Here is a 22,573-nt window from a genome sequence, read left to right as displayed (position 1 = left end):
GAACAAAATATGAAAAAGCTTCTGATATGTTGTTTGTTCGGTAATACCGCAAACGCTCTTGCCAAAAAAATGCAGTCCCTGGCAGAACAAGAAGGCTATCCACTGATGATTAGCGCCGTTGGGCTGGATAACTTCGCCAGCGTCGCCCCCGCTTTCGACGGTTTTCTTATCGCGCCGTATATTCAGTACAAACTCGACGAGATACACGCAACGGTGGGCAATACACGTTCAATCGCTATCATTGAGAGTCTTCCCTACGCGTCTCTGGACGCGAAGAAGGTGTTGAATTTCGTAAAGGAGCAAATGCCTGAACTGGCTGCCTGACAGACAAGGCCGCATCGCTATTGCGGCCTCCTCGTCCCCGCAGACAGATAGATGCCATAGCGCGCGAAAAACAGTGATACACTTACCCCACCTGGTTGATCGTCCCGTCTGAACGGCTCACGACGAAAACGGATGTAACCAAAATACGAAATGGTCACTCGTTGTCAATCGTAGCTCGTCACGCTAAGCTTACATAATGACTAAAACTATGAACGCCCCATCAATACGTGGTCCACTTGACCATTCTGTCAGAGAGCAAATCGTCGAAGCGGCCTTTGAGCACTTCGGTCACTACGGCTATGAAAAAACCACCGTCGCCGAGCTGGCGAAATCTATCGGTTTTTCAAAATCCTACATTTATAAGTTCTTCGATTCCAAGCAGGCTATCGGCGAGGTGATCTGCGCTAACCGCCTGGAGCTGATCATGACGGCCGTGCTTTCCGCCATTGCGGATGCGCCGTCAGCCAGCGAAAAAATCCGCCGTCTTTTCAAAGCACTTACCGAGGCCGGAAGCGAGCTGTTTTTCCACGATCGCAAGCTCTACGACATCGCCGCCGTCGCGTCACGGGAGAAGTGGCCTTCGACGGAAAGGTATACCGAAAGCCTCCTGAAGCTGATTGAGAGCATCATTATCGAAGGCAGACAGGCTGGAGAGTTCGAAAGGAAGACGCCGCTGGATGAGGTCACCTGCGCCGTTTACATGGTGATGTGCCCTTACATTAACCCCGTTCAGCTGCAGTACAACCTTGAAACTGCCCCAACGGCAGCGGTACTCCTCTCCTCACTGATTTTAAGAAGCCTGGCCCCCTGATTGGTGACCATTGACTTTATTGGTCACTAATCACAGAATGCGGAAACTGTCCCGTTACTTCAAAAGGGTTTCCCATGCTCAGGCTCACTTCAGCCCGCCTTGTCATATGTCTTCTGCCGTTTGCCCTCGCGGCATGCGGCGATAATTCCGCGAGTGACGATCCGCGCACTAAGCCACCGCTTGTCAGATCCGCCTCCGTCGAGATGGCGAACCCTGCCGCCCGCGCCTTCACGGGCGTGGTGGTGGCAAGAACGCAAAGCGACCTGGGCTTCAGGGTTCAGGGTAAAATCCTCGAACGTCTGGTGGATACCGGGCAGACTGTCAAACAGGGCCAGCCCTTACTGCGCCTGGATCCGGTTGACCTGAAATTACAGGCTCAGGCGCAGCAGCGCGCGGTGGATGCTGCCCAGGCGCGGGCGAGAAAAGCCACCAGCGATGAGGCGCGTTATCGCGGTCTTGTGGCAACCGGCGCGGTGTCCGCCGCGGAGTACGATCAGATTAAAGCGGCGGCCGATACGGCCAGGGCGGATCTCAGCGCCGCCCGGGCGCAGGCCAACGTTGCGCAAAACGCCACGGGCTATGCCGTCCTGCTGGCGGATTCAGACGGCGTGGTGATGGAGACGCTTGCCGAACCCGGTCAGGTAGTCAGCGCCGGGCAGGTGGCGATCCGCCTTGCCAGAGCGGGACAGCGCGAAGCGCTCGTGCAGCTTCCGGAGACGCTGCGCCCTGCCGTCGGCAGCGAAGCACGAGCCACGCTTTATGGCCGTGAACAACACCCGGTCACCGCGACGTTGCGCCTGCTGTCTGACTCCGCGGATGCCACAACCCGGACGTATGAAGCACGCTACGTGCTGGCTGGCCAGCTGGCGAACGCGCCGCTGGGGGCGACCGTCACGCTCAGCCTTGAAGACCCGAAAGCGGAAGGTCAGGCCATGCAGGTCCCGCTGGCCTCACTCTACGATGCGGGTAAAGGGCCCGGCGTCTGGCGCATTTCCGCCCAGCCGGCAAAGGTCACATGGACGCCGGTTAAGGTGCTGAGCGTGGGCGAAGATGCGGTCCAGGTCACGGGCGGCGTGAAGCCCGGGGAGAAGATTGTTGCGTTAGGCGCCCATCTTCTGCACGAAGGTGAAGTTGTCAGGCTGGCAGAACAACGCCATGCCGCTCCGGCGGAGAACGCGCCATGAGCCAAAGTCGCTTCAACCTGTCCGCGCTGGCCGTCCGCGAGCGTTCCGTCACGCTGTTTCTGATCGTTCTGGTGACCATTGCCGGTATTTACGCTTTTTTTGGACTGGGACGCGCGGAAGATCCGCCCTTCACCGTGAAGCAGATGACGGCGATTGCCGTCTGGCCGGGCGCAACCGCGCAGGAGATCCAGGATCAGGTGGCCGAACCGCTGGAAAAGCGCCTGCAGGAACTCAAATGGTATGACCGTACGGAAACCTATACCCGCCCCGGCATGGCGTATATCACCCTGTCACTGCAGGACAAAACCCCGCCTTCTGAGGTGCAGGAGGAGTTCTATCAGGCGCGTAAAAAGCTTGGGGATGAATCCCAGCGTCTCCCGGCGGGCGTCATCGGCCCGATGATCAATGACGAATTCTCGGATGTCACCTTTGCCCTCTTTGCTCTGAAAGCAAAAGGCGAACCGCAGCGGCAACTGGTACGCGATGCCGAAGGCCTGCGCCAGCAGCTTCTGCACGTTCCAGGGGTCAAAAAAGTGAATATCATCGGTGAACAGGCCGAGCGGATTTATATCGCCTTCTCCCATGACCGTCTGGCGACGATGGGCCTCTCACCGCAGGATATTTTCAATGCCCTCAACGACCAGAATGCCCTGGCCGCGGCGGGCGCCATTGAGACCCGGGGCGCGCAGATTTTTATCCGCCTGGACGGCGCGTTCGATGAACTGCAGAAAATCCGCGATACGCCTTTAGTCGCCCAGGACAAAACGCTCACGCTGTCGGATGTGGCAACGGTTGAACGAGGCTATGAAGATCCCCCGACGATGCTGATACGCAATCAGCATGAACCCGCCCTGCTGCTGGGTGTTGTCATGCGTGAGGGCTGGAACGGCCTGGCGCTGGGTAAAGCGCTGGATGCGGAGACGGCGAAAATCAATGATAGCCTGCCGCTTGGCATGACCCTGACCAAGGTCACCGACCAGTCCGTGAATATCCGCTCGTCGGTCGATGAGTTTATGATCAAATTCTTCGTCGCCCTGCTCGTGGTTATGGTGGTCTGTTTTATCAGCATGGGCTGGCGCGTGGGGGTGGTGGTCGCGGCGGCGGTCCCGCTGACGCTGGCGGTCGTCTTCGTGGTGATGGAGGCCGCGGGAATTAACTTTGACCGTGTCACGTTGGGCTCCCTGATCCTCGCCCTCGGTCTGCTGGTTGACGATGCCATTATCGCCATCGAAATGATGGTGGTGAAGATGGAGGAAGGTTACGACAGAATCAAAGCCTCAGCCTACGCCTGGAGCCACACCGCCGTGCCGATGCTGGCCGGTACCCTGGTGACGGCGATTGGCTTTATGCCAAATGGGTTTGCCCAGTCGACCGCCGGGGAATACACCAGCAATATGTTCTGGATTGTCGGCCTCGCTCTGATTGCCTCATGGTTTGTTGCGGTGGTGTTCACGCCGTATCTGGGGGTGAAGATCCTGCCGGCGATCCCCAAAGTGGAAGGCGGCCATGCAGCCATCTATAACACGCCTCGCTATAACCGTTTTCGCCAGCTGCTTGGCCGCGTTATCGCCAGAAAATGGCGAGTGGCCGGGTCCGTGGTCGCCATTTTCATTCTGGCCGTGCTCGGCATGGGGCTGGTAAAAAAACAGTTCTTCCCGACCTCCGATCGCCCGGAAGTGCTGGTTGAAGTACAGATGCCTTATGGTACCTCGATTGCGCAAACCAGCGCTGCTACTGCAAAAATAGAAGCGTGGCTGGGCAAGCAGCCAGAAGCCAAAATCGTCACGGCCTATATTGGTCAGGGCTCGCCCCGTTTCTATCTGGCAATGGCCCCCGAGCTGCCCGATCCCTCTTTTGCGAAAATCGTGATCCTGACGGACAGCGAGACGTCACGCGAGGCGCTCAAGTTCAGGCTCAGGGAGGCCGTCGCCAGCGGCCTTGCGCCCGAAGCCCGCGTGCGGGTGACGCAGCTGGTGTTTGGCCCCTACTCGCCTTTCCCGGTTGCCTGGCGCGTGTCGGGGCCGGATGTCGAACAGGTGCATGACATCGCTGATAAGGTGAAAGCCGTGCTCCTGGCAAGCCCGATGATGAGAACCGTCAATACCGACTGGGGGTCACGCGTTCCCGTATTGCATTTCACCCTCGATCAAAACCGCCTGCAGGCGACCGGCTTAACCTCCAGTGCCGTTGCCGGGCAGCTTCAGTTCCTGCTCTCAGGCGTGCCTGTCACCTCCGTGCGGGAAGATATTCGATCGGTAGAGGTCGTTGCCCGCGCGGCGGGTAATATCCGCCTTGACCCGGCAAAAATCGAAGGCTTTACCCTGGTCGGCAATGCGGGACAGCGCGTGCCGCTGTCTCAAATCGGCAGGATTGAGGTCGGCATGGAAGACCCCATCCTGCGCCGTCGCGATCGCACCCCCACAATTACCGTACGGGGCGATATCGCCGACAATCTTCAGCCACCGGACGTGTCGGTCGCCATCATGAAGCAGCTCCAGCCGATCGTTGATTCGCTACCGGCCGGCTACCGCATTGACATGGCGGGGTCGATTGAGGAGTCGGGCAAAGCCACGCAGGCCATGTTACCGCTCTTCCCGATCATGATTGCCCTGACGCTGCTGATCATCATTTTGCAGGTGCGCTCACTCTCCGCGATGGTCATGGTGTTCTTAACCGCGCCGCTGGGGCTGATTGGCGTTGTGCCGACCCTGCTGATATTTAATCAGCCGTTTGGCATCAACGCGCTGGTCGGCCTGATCGCCCTCTCCGGCATTCTGATGCGCAATACGCTGATTCTGATCGGTCAAATCGATCATAACCAGAGGGACGGCCTCGATCCGTTCCAGGCGGTGGTCGAGGCGACGGTCCAGCGAGCGCGGCCGGTCTTACTCACCGCCATGGCGGCCGTGCTGGCGTTCATTCCCCTGACGCATTCGGTGTTCTGGGGCACGCTGGCCTGGACGCTGATCGGCGGCACGCTGGGCGGGACGATCATTACGCTCGTCTTCCTGCCCGCGATGTATGCGATCTGGTTCCGGATCCGCCCGGCTGAACAACGTGTGCAGCATACCACTGAAAGCGTGTAAACTACCATCAGTAGATAACTGACCTGAGGCAAGCATGGTTATTAAGCGCTTAAGAAAAGAGGACCGCCGCGTGCAGCTGCTGGAGGTTGCGCGAGGGATCGTGCGTCAGCAAGGCACGGAGGCGTTGACCCTTGGCTATCTGGCAGAACGGGCCAACGTGACCAAGCCTATCCCCTACGACCACTTTGGCGATCGTGAGGGGCTGCTGATGGCACTGTACCAGGACTATAGCGATCGGCAGCTGGCGAAATTCAGGGAGACGCTGGCGGTAGACAGCAAAACGCTGGAGAAGACGATCCGCTTTTTCAGCGCGGCCTATATCGACTGTGCCATTGCCGCCGGGCCTGAAACCGGGCCAATCGCCGCGGCGCTGTCCGGTTCTCGCGCGCTGCAGACGTTTCGGGAAGCATGCGTGGCCGATTGCGCCGACTGCCTGCGCACCGCACTTTCTCCTTTTATCGTCTTAAAAGGCGTTCAGGGAGAAGCGGTACTGACGGCCATCATTGGCGCGGCGGAGGCGCTCAGCACCTCGGCGGGCAACGGCGTGCTCGCCCGGAATGTGGCAGAAGATATGCTCTGCGGCGTCATGACTGGGGTGCTGGAGACCTACGCGAATAGCACAAAATGATCGCCGGGGGCGGATTGACACCTAAGTTACCAATAGTAATATAGGCATCACTTCTCCCCCATCTGGAGGCCGCTATGTCTGCAACCCATGCTATTAAAAACGCGCTGATCGTGACGGCACACCCGATCGACAATTCGTTATCCCATACGCTGGCAGCCCGTATTGCCGGGAAATTACGCGAGGAAGGTACGCAGGTTGAGATCGCCGATCTGCATTCTGAAGGGTTTAATCCGGCGATGACCCGCGCCGATCTCGATTTGTATCATGGCGATCCGAGCGCCCTCCCCGACGATATTCTGCGCGAGCAAAAGCGCGTCGAGCGCGCGGATATGCTGGTATTCGTCTTCCCGGTGTACTGGTGGTCGGTTCCCGCGCTGTTGAAAGGCTGGTTCGATCGCGTGTTAACCCTGAACTGGGCGTATAAGGTGGCCGACGACGGCCGGATTGTGGGCAACTTACGTGATGTTCCCGTCCGCCTGATTGCCACCGGCGGTAGCGATCTTACCGGGTTCGACAAGCACGGCTATTCGACGGCGATCCAGACGCAGATAATCGAAGGGGTATTTGGCTTCTGCGGGTTGAAGAACGTTAAGCTCGAAATCCTTTACCAGGCAGATACGGCTACGCCTGAGCAGGTTGAGGAATTCCTGCAAAGACTCGGCGACATCCAGTAAACCATACGGTGCTGGCGCGCTTTTCTGCGCGCCGGGAACACTACAGGAAAATTACAGGGTAAAACGCCTATCACCCACCTGCGCCTGGGCGTACCATTTCATCAACTCTACAGTACCTGGCGCGTTCTCAGCAGGCGACCATGGGGCGGAATCATGCTCGGGCACGGGCTGATACCCTCCGTGTTTAACCTCAAAAATGACGCCGCCTTTATCCAGCGACAGCACGGCATGCCAGGTTCCGGCATCCATCTCCAGGACTTTGCACTCTTCGCCTAACACCACGCGCCGGGTCACGTTTCCGCTGTCGTCAAAATTCAGCACCAGAAAGCGGCCGCTCAGCGCCGTCAGCAGTTCAAACGTGTGCGGATGGCGATGGGGACGAACATAGGTGCCGGGCTCCATTGCAATGGCCAGGCGCTGCACCGGGTCGCTCAGCTCAGGGTGTAAATTACGGTGCGCGCGTAAGCGAGGAGAATGTGCGGCCTGCTCGCTTTGCTGCTGCAGGTCTCTGAAAGTAATTTGTTTCATATAAGCCTTTGAGAATGTGGCGATTAACGGCAAGCCGATTGCTGCACGACGTTATACCATCCTGAAAAGCCGATAAGCTAAGGCATTTGTGAAACAAAACGCTGCCGTGAGAGGATCTGCAATGTTGGAGCCCAGAGCGCCACATTGAGTAAAACTCACATTAATGCCAACTATTTATCGTTTTTCAAACATAACCGCACTGAAATACCATCCATTTACCCCTGGTATACCGCTGTCAAAAACAGATAGCGACGTAAAAACAATAAATAATAATGTGCGGATATGGAGCACCTATGACACTCGATGTTTTATTCCATTTATTGAAAACCCTCTCACCAGAAAAAAGCACCGCTGATGAAAAAATACCTGCGCTAATCACCTTACTTTCCTCAGAAAGTCATCGTTCAGAAGCGCTTTCGCCATTTATACATCGACTGCACCTGCTCTCATTTGCCCAGAACGCTCCCGGCAATGCCGAGGAGCTACTCTCAGCACATATTACAAAAGACGACGGACTTTTCCCCCAGCCTGACTTCGCGGACTGGCCACGGGTGCGTTACGCCGAGTCCGGTGAAGTACAGACGCCGGAATCAGAAGAGTATTTTCGTAAAATGACCTCGGCTGCAAATGTGCTACGTTCTTCGCTGATCGACGAAGAGCGCGCAAAGGGGACGCCAGCGCTTTATATTCTGGATAAATTACTTAACCTGAACAGCGCCCTGCCGGAAAGATATAAAAAGATGGCAAATATTCCCTACGCATAAATACCTACACTATGCGGAATATCTCCCTGTTAATATTCCGCTATTTATTAAATCCGCTTTTCATTGAAATCAAGACAGACAATATCCAAAGAAGGCACCACTGGCGCATTAAGGTTAAGCCAGGCCAGCAACCGTTCAATACTCTGTCCTCTGAGCGAATTTTTCGGCCAGACAAGATAGTAACCGTCCCCTGTTGCTATCGCCTCCCGGAAGGGCAGCGCGAGCAGGCCGCTTTTCAGCGCGTCGAGCGTGAGCCGGAGATCGGCCATCGCCACGCCGTGTCCGTGCATGGCCGCAAGGCTTCCCTGCTCCAGGGTGTCGAACACGATCCCACCGCTCATGTCGAGGCCGGGAAATAAGCCCGTCCTTTTCAGCCAGCGCTTCCAGTCCCGTCGGTCCGGTGACGGATGAATAAGATCGCACTCAGGAAGCTGATGCCGGGCAGGCTCCAGCAAAGACGGCGTACAAACCGGAATAAGCCACTCGCTGAACAGCAGCCTGCTCTCCGTTGATTCGCCGAAATAGCCGTTACCGAGGAGGATCGCACAATCGTAGGGCTCGCGGCTGAAGTCAACCGTGTCGAAGTCCATCCAGACGCTGGCGATTTCGATTTTCGGCTTCGCATGATTCTCCCGAAAGGATTTAAGCACATTGAGAAGCCATCGCATCGTCAGTGTGCTGGGGGCTTTGAGGCGCAGAAGGTGGTTTTCACTTTTGAATGCGCGACAGGCCCACTCAATATTCGAGAAACTTTCGCTAAGCTGCCCGGCCAGAATACGCCCGGCGTCGCTGACTTCCACTCTCGGTCCCTGCCGTTTAAACAGCTCGCAGTCGAACCACATCTCAAGCGTGCGGACATGCCTGCTGACCGCCCCCGGCGTAATATTCAGGACTTCAGCCGCTTTGCTGAACGAGTTCAGCCGTGCGGCAACTTCGAACGCGCGCAGCGCATACAGTGGCGGTAAAGACATACATTCCCTTTTTGGAAGGTGTAATCATACAGTTTTTGTATTATCGGCACACGATGACGTCAGCCAACATTTTTTATCGCCGAGGCGTCCAGCTGAGGTATGCCGATGATCCTGGCCTGGGTGGTGATGAAGATAGCTACTTTGCGATAATCTCTGTTCAGACTGACGGAAAAGAGGATGTTTAAAGTGCTGGCTTATATCACGATTGGGACAAATGACTTTCAGCGCGCCGTGAACTTTTATGACGCTATTTTTAACGTGCTGGGCTATACACGTCTGCCCGCCTGGACTGATAGCTGGGCAATGTGGGGAAACGAAAATCATCCGGATGACGAATTTAGCTTCTGCATTTGTCCTCCTTTTGACCAGCAACCCGCGACGGCGGGAAACGGGACAATGTTCGCTTTCAGAGCAGATAACGCGGACATTGTCAGACGCTTCCATGCAGCGGGCCTCCGTGCGGGTGGGAAAAATGAAGGCGTGCCCGGTACACGAACCGCCTACGGCCCCGACTTTTATGTTGCCTATCTGCGCGATCCTGACGGGCATAAACTGGCGTGCGTTTGCCAGCATTATTCTCCTTATGCAGATAAGCTATCAGGCGAAGAAGAGTCACTTCAATAATAAAATTTTGCGGTAAGGACCGGTAGACACCCAGTCCTGCGGAGATCACTTCAGCTCCAGCGTGCTTATCACATGGGCAATATCCGCGATGTCGCCAGCTGACAACGGTTGCAGAGGGCGAGGCAGGCAATCCATGTCGGTAAGCCCAAGCACGCCAGCCGCAGCGGCAATAACGCGAATACTTCCGCCATGTTTACGGAACAGCGACCACAATGGCTCAAGGCGGGTTGTCAGGGCTGTAACGCGTTGACGATCGTTTGCCGCCGCGGCTTCAGTGATTTTTTTCGCCATCTCAGGGAACAGACCGCCACACACGGAATACCACACTTCACAACCGGCGTTAAGTCCCAGTCCCGCATAAGCGTCGCCACTGATACCGATTGTTACGCCAGGGCGCAGATGTTGACGTAACGCCTTCACCCGCTCAGTTGCTGCAGCGGGGCTATTCGGGACGCCAGGGATCTTGACCGAGCGAACCCCCTCGAGTGATGAGAGACGACCGTGGAGTTCATCCGTAAAGGTAAAATGCGTCGTGCCCGGATTATCATAGATACACACCGGTACAGACACGTGCCGGGTAACGGTCTCAAAGAGTGAGAAGACTTCTTCGTCACGGAGTGGCTGGTAGCTGAGCGCCGGGAGTAACAGCGCATTTGCACCAGCGGCCTGTGCATCCTCTGCCAGATGCAGAATGGCATCGGTACTGACCGCTCCCACACACACCATCACGGGGATGTTCCCTGCATGCTGTTTGGCCAGCGTTGCTACGCGCTTGCGCTGCTCCCGGGTCAGATAGGCGTAGCTTCCGGTTGACCCCAGGATGCCCATAGAATCAACCCGAGCGTCTGTAAGACGGGAAAGGATATGGCTGAAACCCTTTTCATCCACGCCGCTGGCGGTGACTGGGGTTAATGGAAATGCCGACAAGCCGGTAAACATACATGTTTCTCCTGAAGGATATTACTGCTGTTGTTCTTCGATGAGAGCAACGTCAAACCACAGACCGGGCATCATTTTTTCCAGGCCGTCGGTCAGCATTTTTCCGGCTTCGTGAAGCGTCTCCAGCGGCATCTGCGGGAGACTCTCCAGAATGAACCACATTTGCTGCGCTTCAACGCCTAAGCGGGTTCTGATCCCCTGTCGCCAGTTCCAGCGACGGCAGGTCACGCCGATATCATCACACCAGATAACCTCACCTTGTGAAGGATACTCAACGGTGGTCTCTCCCTCTTTGACCGTATCAAAAGGTTCTGTTCCTTTTGCCACAGTCAGACGCGGCGCCCCCTGATAGGCAGAGAGATCCTCTCCACCAACCGGAACGGCATAGCGGAGACTGACGGCATTATAAAGATCAACGACAGGATCGAGCGCTGGCATCGTTCCGTCACGTAAGACGCGCTTGCGTAACGCATCCGCTGAGCAAGGGGTGCGTTTAGGTTTAGCCCCAAATTTTTGAAAAACGTCGGCCCATGCCGCCAGATGAGATTCCGCCCAGGCAGGCTCACCGGCCAGAACCGCCTCACAGGCTTCTCGCAGCGCCGTTTCTCCAGTGCCGGAATTAAGCACTGGCGCAGATTTTACGCAGATACTGAGCGCCCGAAAACCGGGAGCAATACGATAAATTTCAGGAGAAATTGACGGAGATACTGTTAACACGTGATAATCCTGTAATGACCAATTTATTCCATGATAATGACCAATGACCAAAAAAGTCAATTTAATGACCGATGCAAATTCGATCGCCAGCTCCGTGAATGAAGCCGTATCGCAGCGAATTAAACTGTATCGTAAGCAAAAGAAAATCTCCCTTGATGAACTCTCGCGTCAGGCGGGTGTAAGTAAGGGAGCGTTGGTTGAGATAGAGGGATGCCGGGCGAATCCCAGCATTGCCCTGTTATGTCGCCTGGCTGCCGCGATGGGGGTTTCGGTGGCTGATTTTGTGGATGTCAGTGCCAAACCGACCGTGCATCTCATTGCTGAAGATGAGATCCCAGAATTGTGGAAAGGTGAAACAGGCGGGAGAGCAAGATTGCTCGCAGGGTCGGGTGGCCCTGATATGACCGAGCTCTGGATGTGGGAAATGCAGCCCGGGGAAAAGTTTGCGTCACCCGGCCACGCGGAAGGAACGCTTGAACTGTTTTATGTTCAGTCGGGCACGCTCACACTCGGCGTAAAGGATCACGTGTATCGGGTAAAAACTGGCTGTTCGGCAACCGCCAGAACGGACGTTCCTCATTTCTATGAAAACCGGGAGAAGGACCCATTGGTATTCATCATGACAGTGCATGAGAAAGCGTCCTGAGCATTCCCCGGCACCGAAACGTGCTCCCAGCCTTCCCCTTCACTGGCGCTAACAGTGAGGTTTTGCTTTGAGCCGTTCCCGCGCGGAATGACGAAAGGCCATTGTTACCATCAGCCTCCTTAATTTTGATTAAAAAATATCAGGTCATTATCTGAAAATAACAATTCTGGTCATAAACATGATCTGGTTAGTACTTTGATGCCTGTTACAGGCATAGGCTTGCCTTCAATAACCTCATTGAATGCAAGCAATATCAATGAAGTTTTCAAGCTTGGTAATGGCACTGGCGCTGCTGGTGCCGGTAGCAGGGAATGCAGCAAAAGATCACTCGATTGAGCTGAAGTGCGAGAAGATAAAGGTGACGCTGTACGACTAAAAAGGCGCCATCTTCATCGATAGCATCCCGACTAAAGACGGTCCGTCAAAGATGGATCACGTTAAGGTCGAGCAAATCGAAATGGGTGGCTTCCCTGTTCTTCAGACCCGATTCGTCGCCTATCCGGAAATGGGCGGGACATATGGCGTATACAACCTTTATACGTACGATGACGGCCAGCCCGCCGTTCTTACCTCAGAGTGACTCAATGCCGATGACCAACCGATGAGACCAATACGCTCTTACGAATGTTCGAATCCAGTCGAGAAGATACAGACCATGCCGAACATCCAGTCCAATGGTGAGATGAATGGTCGGTAAACATGGTCCGAGTATGGATGGAGGTGGTTGACTGTGGTAATGCCGGTGCTTGTCCGCAGAGCCGTGAAGACGGTCTACTTTATGGCGTTATTCCTCCCTGTAGGGCGCGCGCTGGGGCCTGCTGACGGTTGGTTTAGCTATGTCTGGGCTAACCGTATTTGCAAGATGTTGTATGGGCCCGACGAGATAGGCCAGGACAGTTTATACGAGATCTATACCTACATCGGAATGATGACCATTCTTCTCATTACGACGGGTATATATCTCCTGACAATCACGTTATTGAACAAGATAAGGAAATAGGGAAATGGCTATACCAGCTTACTTATGGCTTAAGGACGACGGCGGCGCATTAATCAAAGGCGGGGTTGATGTCCAGGACAGAGAATGCAGTATCGAGGTGAAAGGGTTCCACCACAACCTCATGATCCCAACAGATAACGCCACCGGCAAAATAACCGGTACCCGCATGCACTCGCCTATGCTGATCATCAAAGAATCGACTGCTCAAGCCCATACCTCTATAAGGCTGTGGCAACCGGTCAAAGTCTGGTATCAGCTGAAATAAAGTGGTACCGGATCAACTACCACGGGCAGGAGGAAGAGTACTTCAACATGCTGCTTGAGGGGGTACGGATTGTTTCTATCTCCTCTGCAATGGCGCCAGGCGATAACCCGAACGAAAACCACATGGAGACGGTGGAGCTGCGTTACGAGAAGATCACCTGGAAGCATAACGACGGGAACATCATCTTCAGCGATGCCTGGAACGAACGCCAGTCAGCATAGAGAACGTAAGGGGCGCTAAGCCCCTTAATCATAAAGCCAGCGCCCCGCTTTGGCCGACTCAATAATCATTTCAAGCGTTAGCGGCTTGTACTGCCGATCACGAAACTTCTTTCTAAGCCCGAACTGAAACCAAAAGAGCTCAGGCTCAAAGTAGTTATCCATGACAAAGTTGCTGTGCTCTATTCCATACCGGGTGAAAAGGTCGAGTAGCATGTCCTCCAGATCTTCAGGGACGAGGTTGAAATGCTCCTGAAAGGTCCAATCCTTCCTGGCGGGTTGCTTACGCTCACTGTAGTTCTCAGTGATGTAGTCTAAAAACTCTTGCTCATCAGGAAACAACATTAGAAATATGTCCAGGCGATCCGATGTTCCGGTCGTGCTATGAGGTTGTACTTGTTCCGGGTTTCTCTGGCCACAATGGCAAAGACAATCACTGCCTGAGCATAACCAATATACGGAACGGCTCTTCCTACTACCGCCCCTACGCTGTTTGTGTATCGTACTTTACCCATACCGATAATGGTCTCGACCCTCACCCCTGAAGAGAAACGCACGCCCTTCAAAATACGACGAGCTACTTTGGAGGCTATGCTTGTACGCGAGCCTGTAGCCCCCAGCACCTTACGCTTGGGAATAATAGGCTGTCCTGCGAGGATCGTAGCAGCTGTCTCCACGGATATTCCCGTATGGTCTGCCAGACATTCAGCGAAGATTAGCATGAAGAGCTCATGCTGGGTTAAGTTCTCGTTACCGTGATAATTGTATGTCCCGCCCTGTTCACCTAATGCGCCCATTGCATAATCTCTTGGTCAAATAAGCGCAAGGTTAAGCCCTTAATATTTTTAAGGATAATGGGGATGTACCACTTTCGAAAAATTCAGAAAAAAGCCCGATGTGAGCACTCAACTGGGCCGGAGGCGAGTTCAGCCACCAGCTTTCAGGCTCTCTATACAGCTCATAAGGCGTTTGGCGTTCGCCGGGGAGCGCATCAGATATGCGGTTTCCTCCAGCGATTTGTAATCCACCAGCGACATCAGTACGCAAGATGCGCCGTTCTGGTTAACGAAATGGTCAGGGATTAGGAACCCCTGGTTGAGCTTGCAGGCGATCCCGTAAACTCTGCTATGACGACTCGTAAGTTGACAGTACTTGTCGTTGGCAAAGCGGAAAACTCAAATTAAGCAGCGCCACATAGCTCCCACAAAGGAGCGAAGAAATGAAGCTATCCATCTTATTGGTGGTGTTGCTCGTTGTTCTGAAGACGCTCGTTGCCTCTGAAGGCCCGGGGATTAATTTCTCCGGAAACAGCTTTCAGGTCAACGTGATTCCCGGCAAATGGATGGCTCTGGCGACAAAAACACTCACCTTCCCAGTGCCGCAACAATTGCCCCCTCCATTTTCTCAGGCGTCGTCATCGGTGCAAAACGCTTGAGCGGCTTACCGTCGCGTCCGATCAGAAACTTAGTAAAGTTCCACTTGATCCGCTCACCCAGCACGCCAGGCAATTCGCTTTTCAGATAACGAAACATCGGATGTGCTTCAGCGCCATTGACCTCAACTTTCCCGAACATGGGAAAACTGACGCCGTAGTTAATGTAACAGGTCTTTGAGATTTCATCGGCGTCGCCGGGTTCCTGTTTACCGAACTGGTTGCAGGGGAAGCCCAGCACCACTAACCCTTGTTCGGCGTATTTCTTGTATAGCGCTTCGAGACCCGCATACTGGGGCGTAAAGCCACACTGGCTGGCGGTATTAACGACCAAAACCACCTTCCCCGCATAGTCGGCCATTGAGATAAGACTGCCATCCAGGCGGGTGGCGGTAAGCTGATGAAAGCGTGTCATGCTGAGATCCTCAAAGCAGGCCGAAAAGCTGCTATGACCACCCACGCGGCGGCCTCCGTACAGAAAGTTTACATTCAAACAGGCTAAGTGTGATACATTCCCGCCGCGCCAATGACCACCACACTCGCTATCAGGTATGCAGAACATCACAAAAAAAATTCGCTGGCTTCTGCTTGCTATCCCATTCCTCAGCGGTTGTGGCACGCTCTCGCAAATGTCCTCCCCGGAAGGTACCCAGGAACTCCTCACCCATGAATCGCTGGATGGCGACGTTGACAGCGTGGTGCGTCACTACATGGCGCAAAAGTCCGTTCCAGGAATGACGGTCGCGGTGATCCATAATCACGGCTCGCCTCAGTTTTACACCTGGGGCGTTACCGATGCGGTCAACCGCTACCCGGTCAGGCCCGATACCCTGTTTGCGCTCGGCTCGCTCAGCAAAGGGATCACGGCGGAAGTGGTGGCCTGTCTGGTGAGTGAGGGGCAACTGAACTGGAACGACAGTCTGGCGACATTGCTACCGCCGGGAACGCCGCTAAGTAAGGATGCACAAAAAATCACCCTGCTGGAGCTGGTAACCCACACCTCCGGCCTTCCGCGCCAGAATATGGACGTTCCGATGCTCGGAAAATTCATCCGCTACTTAGGCACGGGTGATAATTTCTACGGTGAACTGGACAGCGATAACGTGCTGCGTTATCTGGCGAACTGGCGCGCGCCGAGAGATAAAACGCCGCAATACTCCAATACCGGCTACGCCCTGATTGGCTATATCCTGAAGCACAAAACCGGCGAAGATATACAAAGTTTAGCCTCGCGCTATATTTTCCGTCCGCTGCATATGGCTAACAGCAGCTTTACGCCCCAGAAGCTCAAAGGATACCCCCAGCGGGCGCTCGGCCACGCGGGCGATCAGCCAAAATTCATCCCGCGCGGGCAGCTTACGCCAGACTGGCATTTTTCCAACAACATGGTGGCGGCAGCAAGCCTGTACAGTAACGCCGAAGATCTGGCGGCCTATGCCCGCTATCACGTCTCTACGACCCACAATCCCTTGCTGGACAGCGTCTTTGACGAAGTCAGAAATACCGATATTCAACGCCCCGACGGGGTGCAGGGCATTGCCTGGACCACCGACTTTATCGGTCTGGAAAAAATCACCTATCAGGTCGGCTATATCGGCGGCTACTCCAGCTTCATCGGCTATGACAAAGAGAAAGGCAATGCGGTGGTGGTGCTGCAAAATATCTTTAACTGGAGCAACTATATTGGCATCGCGCTACTGATGGATATGGCGAAAAAAGACGGCGTTACCGCTACATCGCCGACTTCGGCCTTAAGTTCTCGTCAAACGCCAGCCGTTTCCGGTCAGGCTCAGCCTCGCGCAGCGGCTCAACCTGGTGCATAGTTAGCTTGCAGCGCTCCACCAGCACCTGATACTCCCGCGTGCCCTGCCGCTTCCACGCCATCTCCTGCTCGCTCAGCTCGCGAATCGCTTTGGCCGGGCTGCCGATAATCAAGTGGTTGGCAGGCATCTCCGCTTTCGCCTTCACGAACGCCGCCGCGCCGACGATGCTGTTTTCACCAATCACTGCCCCGTCCATCACCACCGCGTTCATGCCCACCAGCGCGTTGCGGCGGATGATGCAGCCGTGCAGGATGGCGCTGTGGCCGATATGCCCCTCCTCCTCCACCACCGTGTCCTGCTCCGGGAAACCGTGCATCACGCAGTTATCCTGAATGTTCGCGCCATCTTTCACCACGATACGGCCAAAATCACCGCGCAGGCTGGCATTCGGACCAACATAAACGCCTTTACCCAGAATTACGTCGCCAATCAGCACCGCCGTTGGGTGAACATAGCTCTCGTCAGGTACCACCGGCGTCAGACCGTCAATTTGATAAACTGGCATCTTCACTCCTTATGCGCTTGTAAGACCACCAAAGCGTTGATAGTAGAGCGTGCCGGGCACGGGCAGTTCGCCCACGGAGGTTTCGCCCTTCTCGCTGACAAACGCCAGCGCCCCCGGCGCGACACGCTGATAGATATTAATGCAGAGCTGTCGGGCGCTTTGCCCCGCCCAGTGCGCGGGCAGTAACTCCTCCGGCAACAGTGGGTCTTTCAGCACTACGCGGCGATAAAAGTGAATCAGCAGCAGCTGGATCTGGAAGCAGCGCTCCGGCGTCAGCTCCTCCGGCGCGGCCTCCTTCAGCAGAGGCAGCAGCGGGCGGAACGAGTTGATAAACGACTCGTACATCGCGTTTTGCTCGGTTAACTGCCAGCACTCTTCCACCCGCGAACGCAGCGCGGCGCGGGAGAGCGCCAGCGGCGAGTGGGCTTCGAAGAAGATCACGTTTTCCGCCACGCCGGCATCGTGAAGCAGGGACTGCACGTCCGCCAGATGCTGGGACGGCGAGGCCATCAGGCTCGGTGCCAGTGTGCCAAATCCTTGCCAGATGAGCTGTTTTTTCACATCCGCGAGCGTAGTTTTATCCAGCCCTTCGGAGAGCAGCAGCAGCCATTTTCCGTCCCAGGCGGGCAGCTCTGCGCGATAAATCTTATTCTCCGCGCGACGCGTCAGCCGCAGCCCCTTATCGCTCAGGCGGTAAAAGCTGCGCCGCCCGATGCGGGAGACGTCCAGCCAGCCCTCTTTGTTGAGGCGAAACAGCGCGGTGCGCACGAAGCGCTCGCCAAATCCCATGCCTTCCAGTAAGGCGGCCAGGCTGCCGAGCCAAATCTCGCCGCCGCGGTGGGAAAGCGCGTCACCGTATAACGAGGAGATAAGCGACGTTCCGCTGACGGGAACCGAGCTGACCGCGTGCTGGATAAAGGCGTCGAGTTTATTCATGTGATTCATTCTGTTGTTATTTTTGTCCTGGATGAATCATAGCATAGGATTCTGAGATAGCCCCTCACCCTAACCCTCTCCCACAGGGAGAGGGCCGGAGTGAGGGGAAACTTAGCCGTTGGCCGCAACTTTACGCAGATCAAACACCCGGCAGGCTTTCCCCTCCGAGCGCGGAATGCTGCCGCAGTTCACAATCATCACGTCGGTGGAAATCCCGACCATCGACTTTATGCGGTGGCGCAGCTGATGGCATACCTGGCAACGCTGCTCGTGCGTCAGCGTTAAGCTGCTCTCTTTCAGCTCCACCTTCACGGAAAGTGAATCAAGATGCCCACGACGATTCACCTCCAGCTGATAGTGCGGAGAAAGGTGTTCGAACTTCACGATCTCCTCTTCCAGCTGCGACGGGAAAACGTTGACGCCGCGGATGATCAGCATATCGTCGCTGCGGCCGCTGATCCGGTCCATACGGCGCATACTGCGCGCGGTTGCCGGCAGCAGACGCGTCAGATCGCGGGTGCGGTAGCGGATCACCGGCAGCGCCTCTTTGGTCAGCGTGGTGAACAGCAGTTCGCCCTGCTGGCCGTCATCCAGCGGCGTGCCGTCGTTCGGGTTGACGATCTCCGGGTAGAAATGATCTTCCCAGATGGTCGGGCCGTCGGCGGTTTCGATACACTCCATCGCCACGCCCGGCCCCATCACTTCGGAGAGGCCATAAATATCCAGCGCCGTAATGCCTAAGCGTTTTTCGATTTCGCGACGCATGGCCTGCGTCCACGGCTCCGCGCCGAAAACGCCCACGCGCAGGGAGCAGGTGCTGGCGTCGCCGCCCATCTGGCGCTCCAGCTCCTCGATCAGGTTGAGGCAGTAGGACGGCGTCACCATGATCATGTCCGGCTGGAAATCACGGATCAGCTGCGCCTGTTTCTCTGTCTGGCCGCCGGACATCGGGATCACCGTCGCCCCCAAACGCTCGGCACCGTAGTGCGCGCCCAGCCCGCCGGTAAACAGGCCATAGCCATAGGCCACGTGAATTTTGTCCTTCGCGCTGCCACCCGCCGCGCGCAGGGAGCGCGCCACCAGGTTGGCCCAGTTGTCGATGTCACCCTGCGTGTAGCCGACAACGGTCGGTTTGCCGGTGGTGCCGGATGACGCGTGAATGCGCACCACCTGCTCCATCGGCACGGCAAAGGTATCGAACGGGTAGTTATCCCGCAGGTCCTGCTTGGTGGTGCACGGGAACTTACGGATATCCGCCAGCTCGTTGAAATCGTCAGGGTGAACGCCCGCGGCGTCAAACTTGCGTTTGTACATCGGCACGTTGTTATAGGCGTGGTGCAGCGTCCATTTCAGACGCGCGGTCTGCAGCGCCTGCAGTTCGTCAAGGGAGGCCGTTTCAATCGGATCAAGCTTTGTTGTATTTGTCATCGCAGGGTACTCACATTGTTTTTATGCTCAAACACGCTCAAGGATCATGGCAATGCCCTGACCCACACCGATGCACATCGTACACAGCGCGTAGCGCCCGCCGCGTCGGTGCAGTTCGTTGCTCGCGGCCAGCGCCAGCCTGGCGCCGCTCATCCCCAGCGGGTGACCAATCGCTATCGCGCCACCGTTCGGGTTGACGTGCGCGGCATCATCCGGCAATCCCAGCTGACGCAGCACGCCCAGCGCCTGCGCGGCGAAAGCTTCGTTAAGCTCGATCACGTCCATCTCGTTAATGCTGAGTCCGGCGCGCTCCAGCACCTTGCGCGTGGCCGGTACCGGGCCGAGTCCCATCAGACGAGGCTCCACGCCTGCCGTCGCCATCGCTACGATCCGCGTGCGCGGGACCAGCCCCTGCGCCAGCGCCATCTTCTCGCTGGCGACGATCAGCGCCGCAGCGCCGTCGTTGACGCCGGAGGCATTCCCCGCCGTAACCACCCCGTTCCTGCGGAACGGCGTTTTTAGCCCGGCAAGCTGCTCAAGCGTGGTGTCCGCGCGGGGATGTTCATCCTCGCCGAACTCGTTGACCGCCCCTTTTTTCCCCGGCACCTGCACCGACACAATCTCCTGCGCCAGAACGCCGTTCTGCTGCGCCTGCGCGGTACGCTGCTGGCTGCGCAGCGCGAACGCGTCCTGATCGGCACGGCTGATATTTAACAATTCGGCTACATTCTCTGCCGTTTCCGGCATGCTGTCAGTTCCGAATTGCTGATGCATGAGCGGATTCACAAATCGCCAGCCGATGGTGGTATCAAAGATCTCCGCCTGTCGCTGAAACGCGGCGGTGGCTTTGCCCATCACAAACGGCGCGCGGGACATGGACTCCACGCCGCCCGCAATCAGCAGGTCGCCGTCGCCCGCCTTAATGGCGCGTGCGGCAAAACCAATTGCGTCCAGCCCCGACCCGCACAGGCGGTTAATGGTGGTTCCGGACACCGTCTGCGGCAGCCCGGCCAGCAGTGACGACATACGCGCCACGTTGCGGTTATCTTCACCCGCCTGGTTCGCGCAGCCGAAGATCACGTCGTCAATCCGCTCCAGATCGAGCTGCGGATAGCGGGCCAGCAGCGCGCGCAGCGGCACGGCGCCGAGATCGTCAGTCCGAACGGCGGAAAGCGCCCCGCCATAGCGCCCCACCGGGGTTCGAACGCCATCACAAATAAATGCGTCACGCATCAAGCCTCTCCTGTCACATTGCCGCCGATGCGGTGAGATTTTCCGCGAAAAAGGGCGACGGTTTTCTGTTGCTGGTTCTGAATTTCAATGTCGTACACGCCGGTCAGCCTGCCCTGATGCTTCACCCGCGCGGTGGCGGTGAGCGTGTCCCCGGCAAAGCCCGGACGCAGAAAATCAATCGAACAGCCGGAGGCCACCGCCGCCAGCCCCTGACTGTTGCAGGCGTAGGCAAAGGCGGTGTCTGCCAGCGAAAACAGCTGTCCGCCGTGGCAGGTTTGGTGGCCGTTGAGCATCTGCGGGGTGATGGTCATGGACACCACCGCGTAGCCGTCGTCCATATCGACAATGTCCATCCCCATCGCCTGCGCGCAGGCGTCCCGTTCGTACATGGCGCGGGCGTTGTGCCAGGCGTTATGACTCATAGCTACTCTCCAGAAGCGCGCGCTGGCGCAGCAGGGAACAGGGGCGATAGCGTTCTTCGCCATAATGACGCTGCAGGTTCTCCAGCAGCGTCAGCAGGCGCTGCCAGCCCAGGCGCTCGCCCCAGGCGATCGGCCCGCTCGGGTAGTTGACGCCCAGGCGCATGGCGGTATCGATGTCCTTCTCGCTGGCGACCCCTTTTTGCAGAGCATCCAGCGCTTCGTTGGCAATCATCGCCACCGTGCGCCAGACCAGCAGGCCGGGATAATCGGCAATCTGCACCACTCGAAGTCCCTGCTGCTGCAGGTAGCGGATGGCCTTTTGCGTCGCGGTATGCGGGTTGCTGGCGGCTGCGGCGATGATCGCGACGTCGCGCTCGATGCGGTCCACCACCACCACCGGGCCGTTAAGCCGCAGCGCCAGGGCCTGCGCGGTTTCGCCCTGCGTTTCAATCAGGTACATATCATCAATTTCTGTGACACTGTCACACCTTCTTTCCACGCGCATCGGACTGTAGCTGTCGTTCACGGTATCAGCCCAGCGCACCCCGGGCTTGTCGGCCTGCCAGTCATAAACGCCCTTCCCGCTTTTTTTGCCCAGCCTGCCTGCCAGCACCAGCTCCTGCTGCACCAGCGAGGGCAGAAAACGACGCTCCTGCCAGAAGGCGTTAAATACCGAGCAGGTCACCGCGAAGTTCACGTCCTGACCAATCATGTCGGTCAGCTCCAGCGGACCCATCGGGAAGCCGCCGCCTTCGCGCAGGGCGGCGTCAATCACCTCCGGCGCAGCCACCTGCTCTTCCAGCGCGCGCCAGGCCTCGGAATAGAACGGACGCGCGACGCGGTTGACGATGAACCCCGGCGTTGACTGGCAGCGCACGGGCTGCTTGCCCCAGTTCAGCGCCAGCTCGCACAGCGCGTCGGCCACTTCCGGGGAGGTTGCCAGCCCGCTGACCACCTCCACCAGCTTCATGACCGGCGCCGGGTTGAAGAAATGCAGCCCGGCGACGCGCTCCGGATGGTGGATGTCAGCAGCAATCGCCGTGACGGAGATCGACGAGGTATTGCTGGTCAGCACCGTCTGCGGCGGGCAGATTTCCGCCAGCTGCGAAAACAGCGCCTTTTTCACCTCCAGCCGTTCCGAGGCCGCTTCAATCACCAGTTCGGCGACGGAGAGCGCGTCGATATCCGTGACGGGAAGCAGCCGGGCGAGGATCTGGCTCCCTGCATCGGCGGAGAGTTTTCCGCGCGTCACCCGGGAGGCCAGACGCTGGCGGATCCCCTCGATAGCGCGGGATATCGCATCGCTGGAAATATCGTAGAGCAGCACCTGATGCCCGTGGCTGGCCGCCACTTCTGCAATCCCCGCGCCCATCGTGCCGCTGCCAATCACGGCGACAGTCCGTATGTTGAGCATC

Annotated in this window: 23 protein-coding genes and 2 pseudogenes; 11 read left to right on the top strand and 14 right to left on the bottom strand. The window is 56.8% G+C overall.

The window, feature by feature from the left end:
• Positions 1–9 precede the first annotated feature (9 nt).
• From AC2FAJ_RS02465 to AC2FAJ_RS02440, 6 genes are all read left to right on the top strand, one after another.
• Positions 10–324, top strand: a complete 315-nt coding sequence (locus AC2FAJ_RS02465; RefSeq protein WP_060573064.1) for a PTS sugar transporter subunit IIB — start codon at positions 10–12, stop codon at positions 322–324.
• A 196-nt stretch (positions 325–520) separates the two neighbouring features.
• Complete coding sequence (locus AC2FAJ_RS02460) at positions 521–1,135, top strand: TetR/AcrR family transcriptional regulator (RefSeq protein ID WP_047368492.1); 615 nt, start codon at positions 521–523, stop codon at positions 1,133–1,135.
• A gap of 74 nt (positions 1,136–1,209) precedes the next feature.
• Positions 1,210–2,319, top strand: a complete 1,110-nt coding sequence (locus tag AC2FAJ_RS02455; RefSeq protein ID WP_485453774.1) for an efflux RND transporter periplasmic adaptor subunit — start codon at positions 1,210–1,212, stop codon at positions 2,317–2,319.
• On the top strand, positions 2,316–5,405 hold the full coding sequence (locus AC2FAJ_RS02450; RefSeq protein ID WP_485453773.1) for an efflux RND transporter permease subunit: 3,090 nt from the start codon (positions 2,316–2,318) through the stop codon (positions 5,403–5,405). The genes AC2FAJ_RS02455 and AC2FAJ_RS02450 overlap by 4 nt, the downstream gene beginning before the upstream one ends.
• Before the next feature lie 34 nt (positions 5,406–5,439).
• Positions 5,440–6,033 (top strand): TetR/AcrR family transcriptional regulator, encoded by a 594-nt coding sequence (locus AC2FAJ_RS02445; protein WP_193358283.1) that lies wholly within the window; start codon positions 5,440–5,442, stop codon positions 6,031–6,033.
• Between the two features lie 74 nt (positions 6,034–6,107).
• On the top strand, positions 6,108–6,707 hold the full coding sequence (locus AC2FAJ_RS02440) for an NAD(P)H-dependent oxidoreductase (RefSeq protein WP_088205393.1): 600 nt from the start codon (positions 6,108–6,110) through the stop codon (positions 6,705–6,707).
• Between the two features lie 51 nt (positions 6,708–6,758).
• Here AC2FAJ_RS02440 and AC2FAJ_RS02435 read toward each other — a convergent pair whose 3' ends face one another.
• On the bottom strand, positions 6,759–7,235 hold the full coding sequence (locus AC2FAJ_RS02435; RefSeq protein ID WP_485453772.1) for a WbuC family cupin fold metalloprotein: 477 nt from the start codon (positions 7,233–7,235) through the stop codon (positions 6,759–6,761).
• A 293-nt stretch (positions 7,236–7,528) separates the two neighbouring features.
• On the opposite strand from AC2FAJ_RS02435, the gene AC2FAJ_RS02430 reads away from it, so the two are divergent.
• Positions 7,529–7,999, top strand: coding sequence for a hypothetical protein (locus tag AC2FAJ_RS02430; RefSeq protein WP_048959100.1), 471 nt, complete (start codon positions 7,529–7,531; stop codon positions 7,997–7,999).
• 47 nt (positions 8,000–8,046) lie between these two features.
• Here AC2FAJ_RS02430 and AC2FAJ_RS02425 read toward each other — a convergent pair whose 3' ends face one another.
• A complete protein-coding gene (locus AC2FAJ_RS02425) occupies positions 8,047–8,970 on the bottom strand; it encodes a LysR substrate-binding domain-containing protein (RefSeq protein ID WP_041910158.1) in 924 nt (307 codons plus the stop codon).
• A 186-nt stretch (positions 8,971–9,156) separates the two neighbouring features.
• On the opposite strand from AC2FAJ_RS02425, the gene AC2FAJ_RS02420 reads away from it, so the two are divergent.
• On the top strand, positions 9,157–9,594 hold the full coding sequence (locus tag AC2FAJ_RS02420; RefSeq protein ID WP_485453986.1) for a VOC family protein: 438 nt from the start codon (positions 9,157–9,159) through the stop codon (positions 9,592–9,594).
• A gap of 45 nt (positions 9,595–9,639) precedes the next feature.
• Here AC2FAJ_RS02420 and AC2FAJ_RS02415 read toward each other — a convergent pair whose 3' ends face one another.
• Both AC2FAJ_RS02415 and AC2FAJ_RS02410 read right to left on the bottom strand, forming a co-directional pair.
• A complete protein-coding gene (locus tag AC2FAJ_RS02415; RefSeq protein ID WP_485453771.1) occupies positions 9,640–10,533 on the bottom strand; it encodes a dihydrodipicolinate synthase family protein in 894 nt (297 codons plus the stop codon).
• Between the two features lie 21 nt (positions 10,534–10,554).
• A complete protein-coding gene (locus AC2FAJ_RS02410) occupies positions 10,555–11,250 on the bottom strand; it encodes a B3/B4 domain-containing protein (RefSeq protein WP_485453770.1) in 696 nt (231 codons plus the stop codon).
• Between the two features lie 43 nt (positions 11,251–11,293).
• Here AC2FAJ_RS02410 and AC2FAJ_RS02405 point away from each other — a divergent pair, with 43 nt between their 5' ends.
• Entirely contained in the window at positions 11,294–11,896 is a 603-nt protein-coding gene (locus AC2FAJ_RS02405; RefSeq protein WP_153655935.1) for a helix-turn-helix domain-containing protein, read from the top strand.
• Positions 11,897–12,900: 1,004 nt separating this feature from the next.
• Positions 12,901–13,382 (top strand): annotated as a pseudogene (locus tag AC2FAJ_RS02400) (Hcp family type VI secretion system effector).
• A gap of 24 nt (positions 13,383–13,406) precedes the next feature.
• Here the strand turns inward: AC2FAJ_RS02400 and AC2FAJ_RS02395 are convergent.
• The 4 genes and pseudogenes from AC2FAJ_RS02395 to AC2FAJ_RS02380 all read right to left on the bottom strand — a co-directional run bounded on the left by AC2FAJ_RS02395 (position 13,407) and on the right by AC2FAJ_RS02380 (position 15,226).
• On the bottom strand, positions 13,407–13,724 hold the full coding sequence (locus AC2FAJ_RS02395) for a DUF1493 family protein (protein WP_485453769.1): 318 nt from the start codon (positions 13,722–13,724) through the stop codon (positions 13,407–13,409).
• Positions 13,724–14,176: an STM2901 family protein gene (locus AC2FAJ_RS02390; RefSeq protein ID WP_126326053.1), complete on the bottom strand. Its 453-nt coding sequence runs from the start codon at positions 14,174–14,176 to the stop codon at positions 13,724–13,726. The genes AC2FAJ_RS02395 and AC2FAJ_RS02390 overlap by 1 nt, the downstream gene beginning before the upstream one ends.
• Positions 14,177–14,305: 129 nt before the next feature.
• Positions 14,306–14,443 (bottom strand): annotated as a pseudogene (locus AC2FAJ_RS02385) (type II toxin-antitoxin system Phd/YefM family antitoxin); the annotation flags it as partial.
• Between the two features lie 300 nt (positions 14,444–14,743).
• The gene (locus AC2FAJ_RS02380) at positions 14,744–15,226 is read right to left on the bottom strand and encodes a glutathione peroxidase (RefSeq protein ID WP_248112254.1); all 483 of its coding nucleotides are present in this window, start codon (positions 15,224–15,226) and stop codon (positions 14,744–14,746) included.
• A gap of 136 nt (positions 15,227–15,362) precedes the next feature.
• Between AC2FAJ_RS02380 and AC2FAJ_RS02375 the strand changes: the two genes are divergently transcribed.
• A complete protein-coding gene (locus tag AC2FAJ_RS02375; RefSeq protein ID WP_047365280.1) occupies positions 15,363–16,634 on the top strand; it encodes a serine hydrolase domain-containing protein in 1,272 nt (423 codons plus the stop codon).
• Here AC2FAJ_RS02375 and paaY read toward each other — a convergent pair.
• The 6 genes from paaY to paaH form a co-directional block, all read right to left on the bottom strand.
• Positions 16,543–17,139 carry a phenylacetic acid degradation protein PaaY gene (gene paaY, locus AC2FAJ_RS02370; RefSeq protein WP_028013037.1) on the bottom strand — a complete coding sequence of 199 codons (597 nt, stop codon included), beginning with the start codon at positions 17,137–17,139 and terminating at the stop codon, positions 16,543–16,545. The two genes, AC2FAJ_RS02375 and paaY, sit on opposite strands and share 92 nt — an antisense overlap.
• A 9-nt stretch (positions 17,140–17,148) precedes the next feature.
• Positions 17,149–18,084 carry a phenylacetic acid degradation operon negative regulatory protein PaaX gene (paaX, locus tag AC2FAJ_RS02365; protein WP_021241337.1) on the bottom strand — a complete coding sequence of 312 codons (936 nt, stop codon included), beginning with the start codon at positions 18,082–18,084 and terminating at the stop codon, positions 17,149–17,151.
• 102 nt (positions 18,085–18,186) lie between these two features.
• Positions 18,187–19,503 (bottom strand): phenylacetate--CoA ligase PaaK, encoded by a 1,317-nt coding sequence (gene paaK / locus AC2FAJ_RS02360; RefSeq protein WP_047365282.1) that lies wholly within the window; start codon positions 19,501–19,503, stop codon positions 18,187–18,189.
• 27 nt (positions 19,504–19,530) lie between these two features.
• Positions 19,531–20,736, bottom strand: a complete 1,206-nt coding sequence (pcaF, locus tag AC2FAJ_RS02355) for a 3-oxoadipyl-CoA thiolase (RefSeq protein WP_047365284.1) — start codon at positions 20,734–20,736, stop codon at positions 19,531–19,533.
• A complete protein-coding gene (paaI, locus tag AC2FAJ_RS02350; RefSeq protein ID WP_028013034.1) occupies positions 20,736–21,158 on the bottom strand; it encodes a hydroxyphenylacetyl-CoA thioesterase PaaI in 423 nt (140 codons plus the stop codon). The genes pcaF and paaI overlap by 1 nt, the downstream gene beginning before the upstream one ends.
• Positions 21,148–22,572, bottom strand: a complete 1,425-nt coding sequence (gene paaH / locus AC2FAJ_RS02345; protein WP_485453768.1) for a 3-hydroxyacyl-CoA dehydrogenase PaaH — start codon at positions 22,570–22,572, stop codon at positions 21,148–21,150. Before paaH ends, paaI begins: the two co-directional genes overlap by 11 nt.
• Between the last annotated feature and the right edge of the window lies 1 nt (position 22,573).

It is taken from the genome of Enterobacter cloacae complex sp. 385G4 (assembly GCF_057320665.1).
Note: the sequence above shows the minus strand (reverse complement) of the source record. Positions and strands in the feature narration are given on the sequence as shown.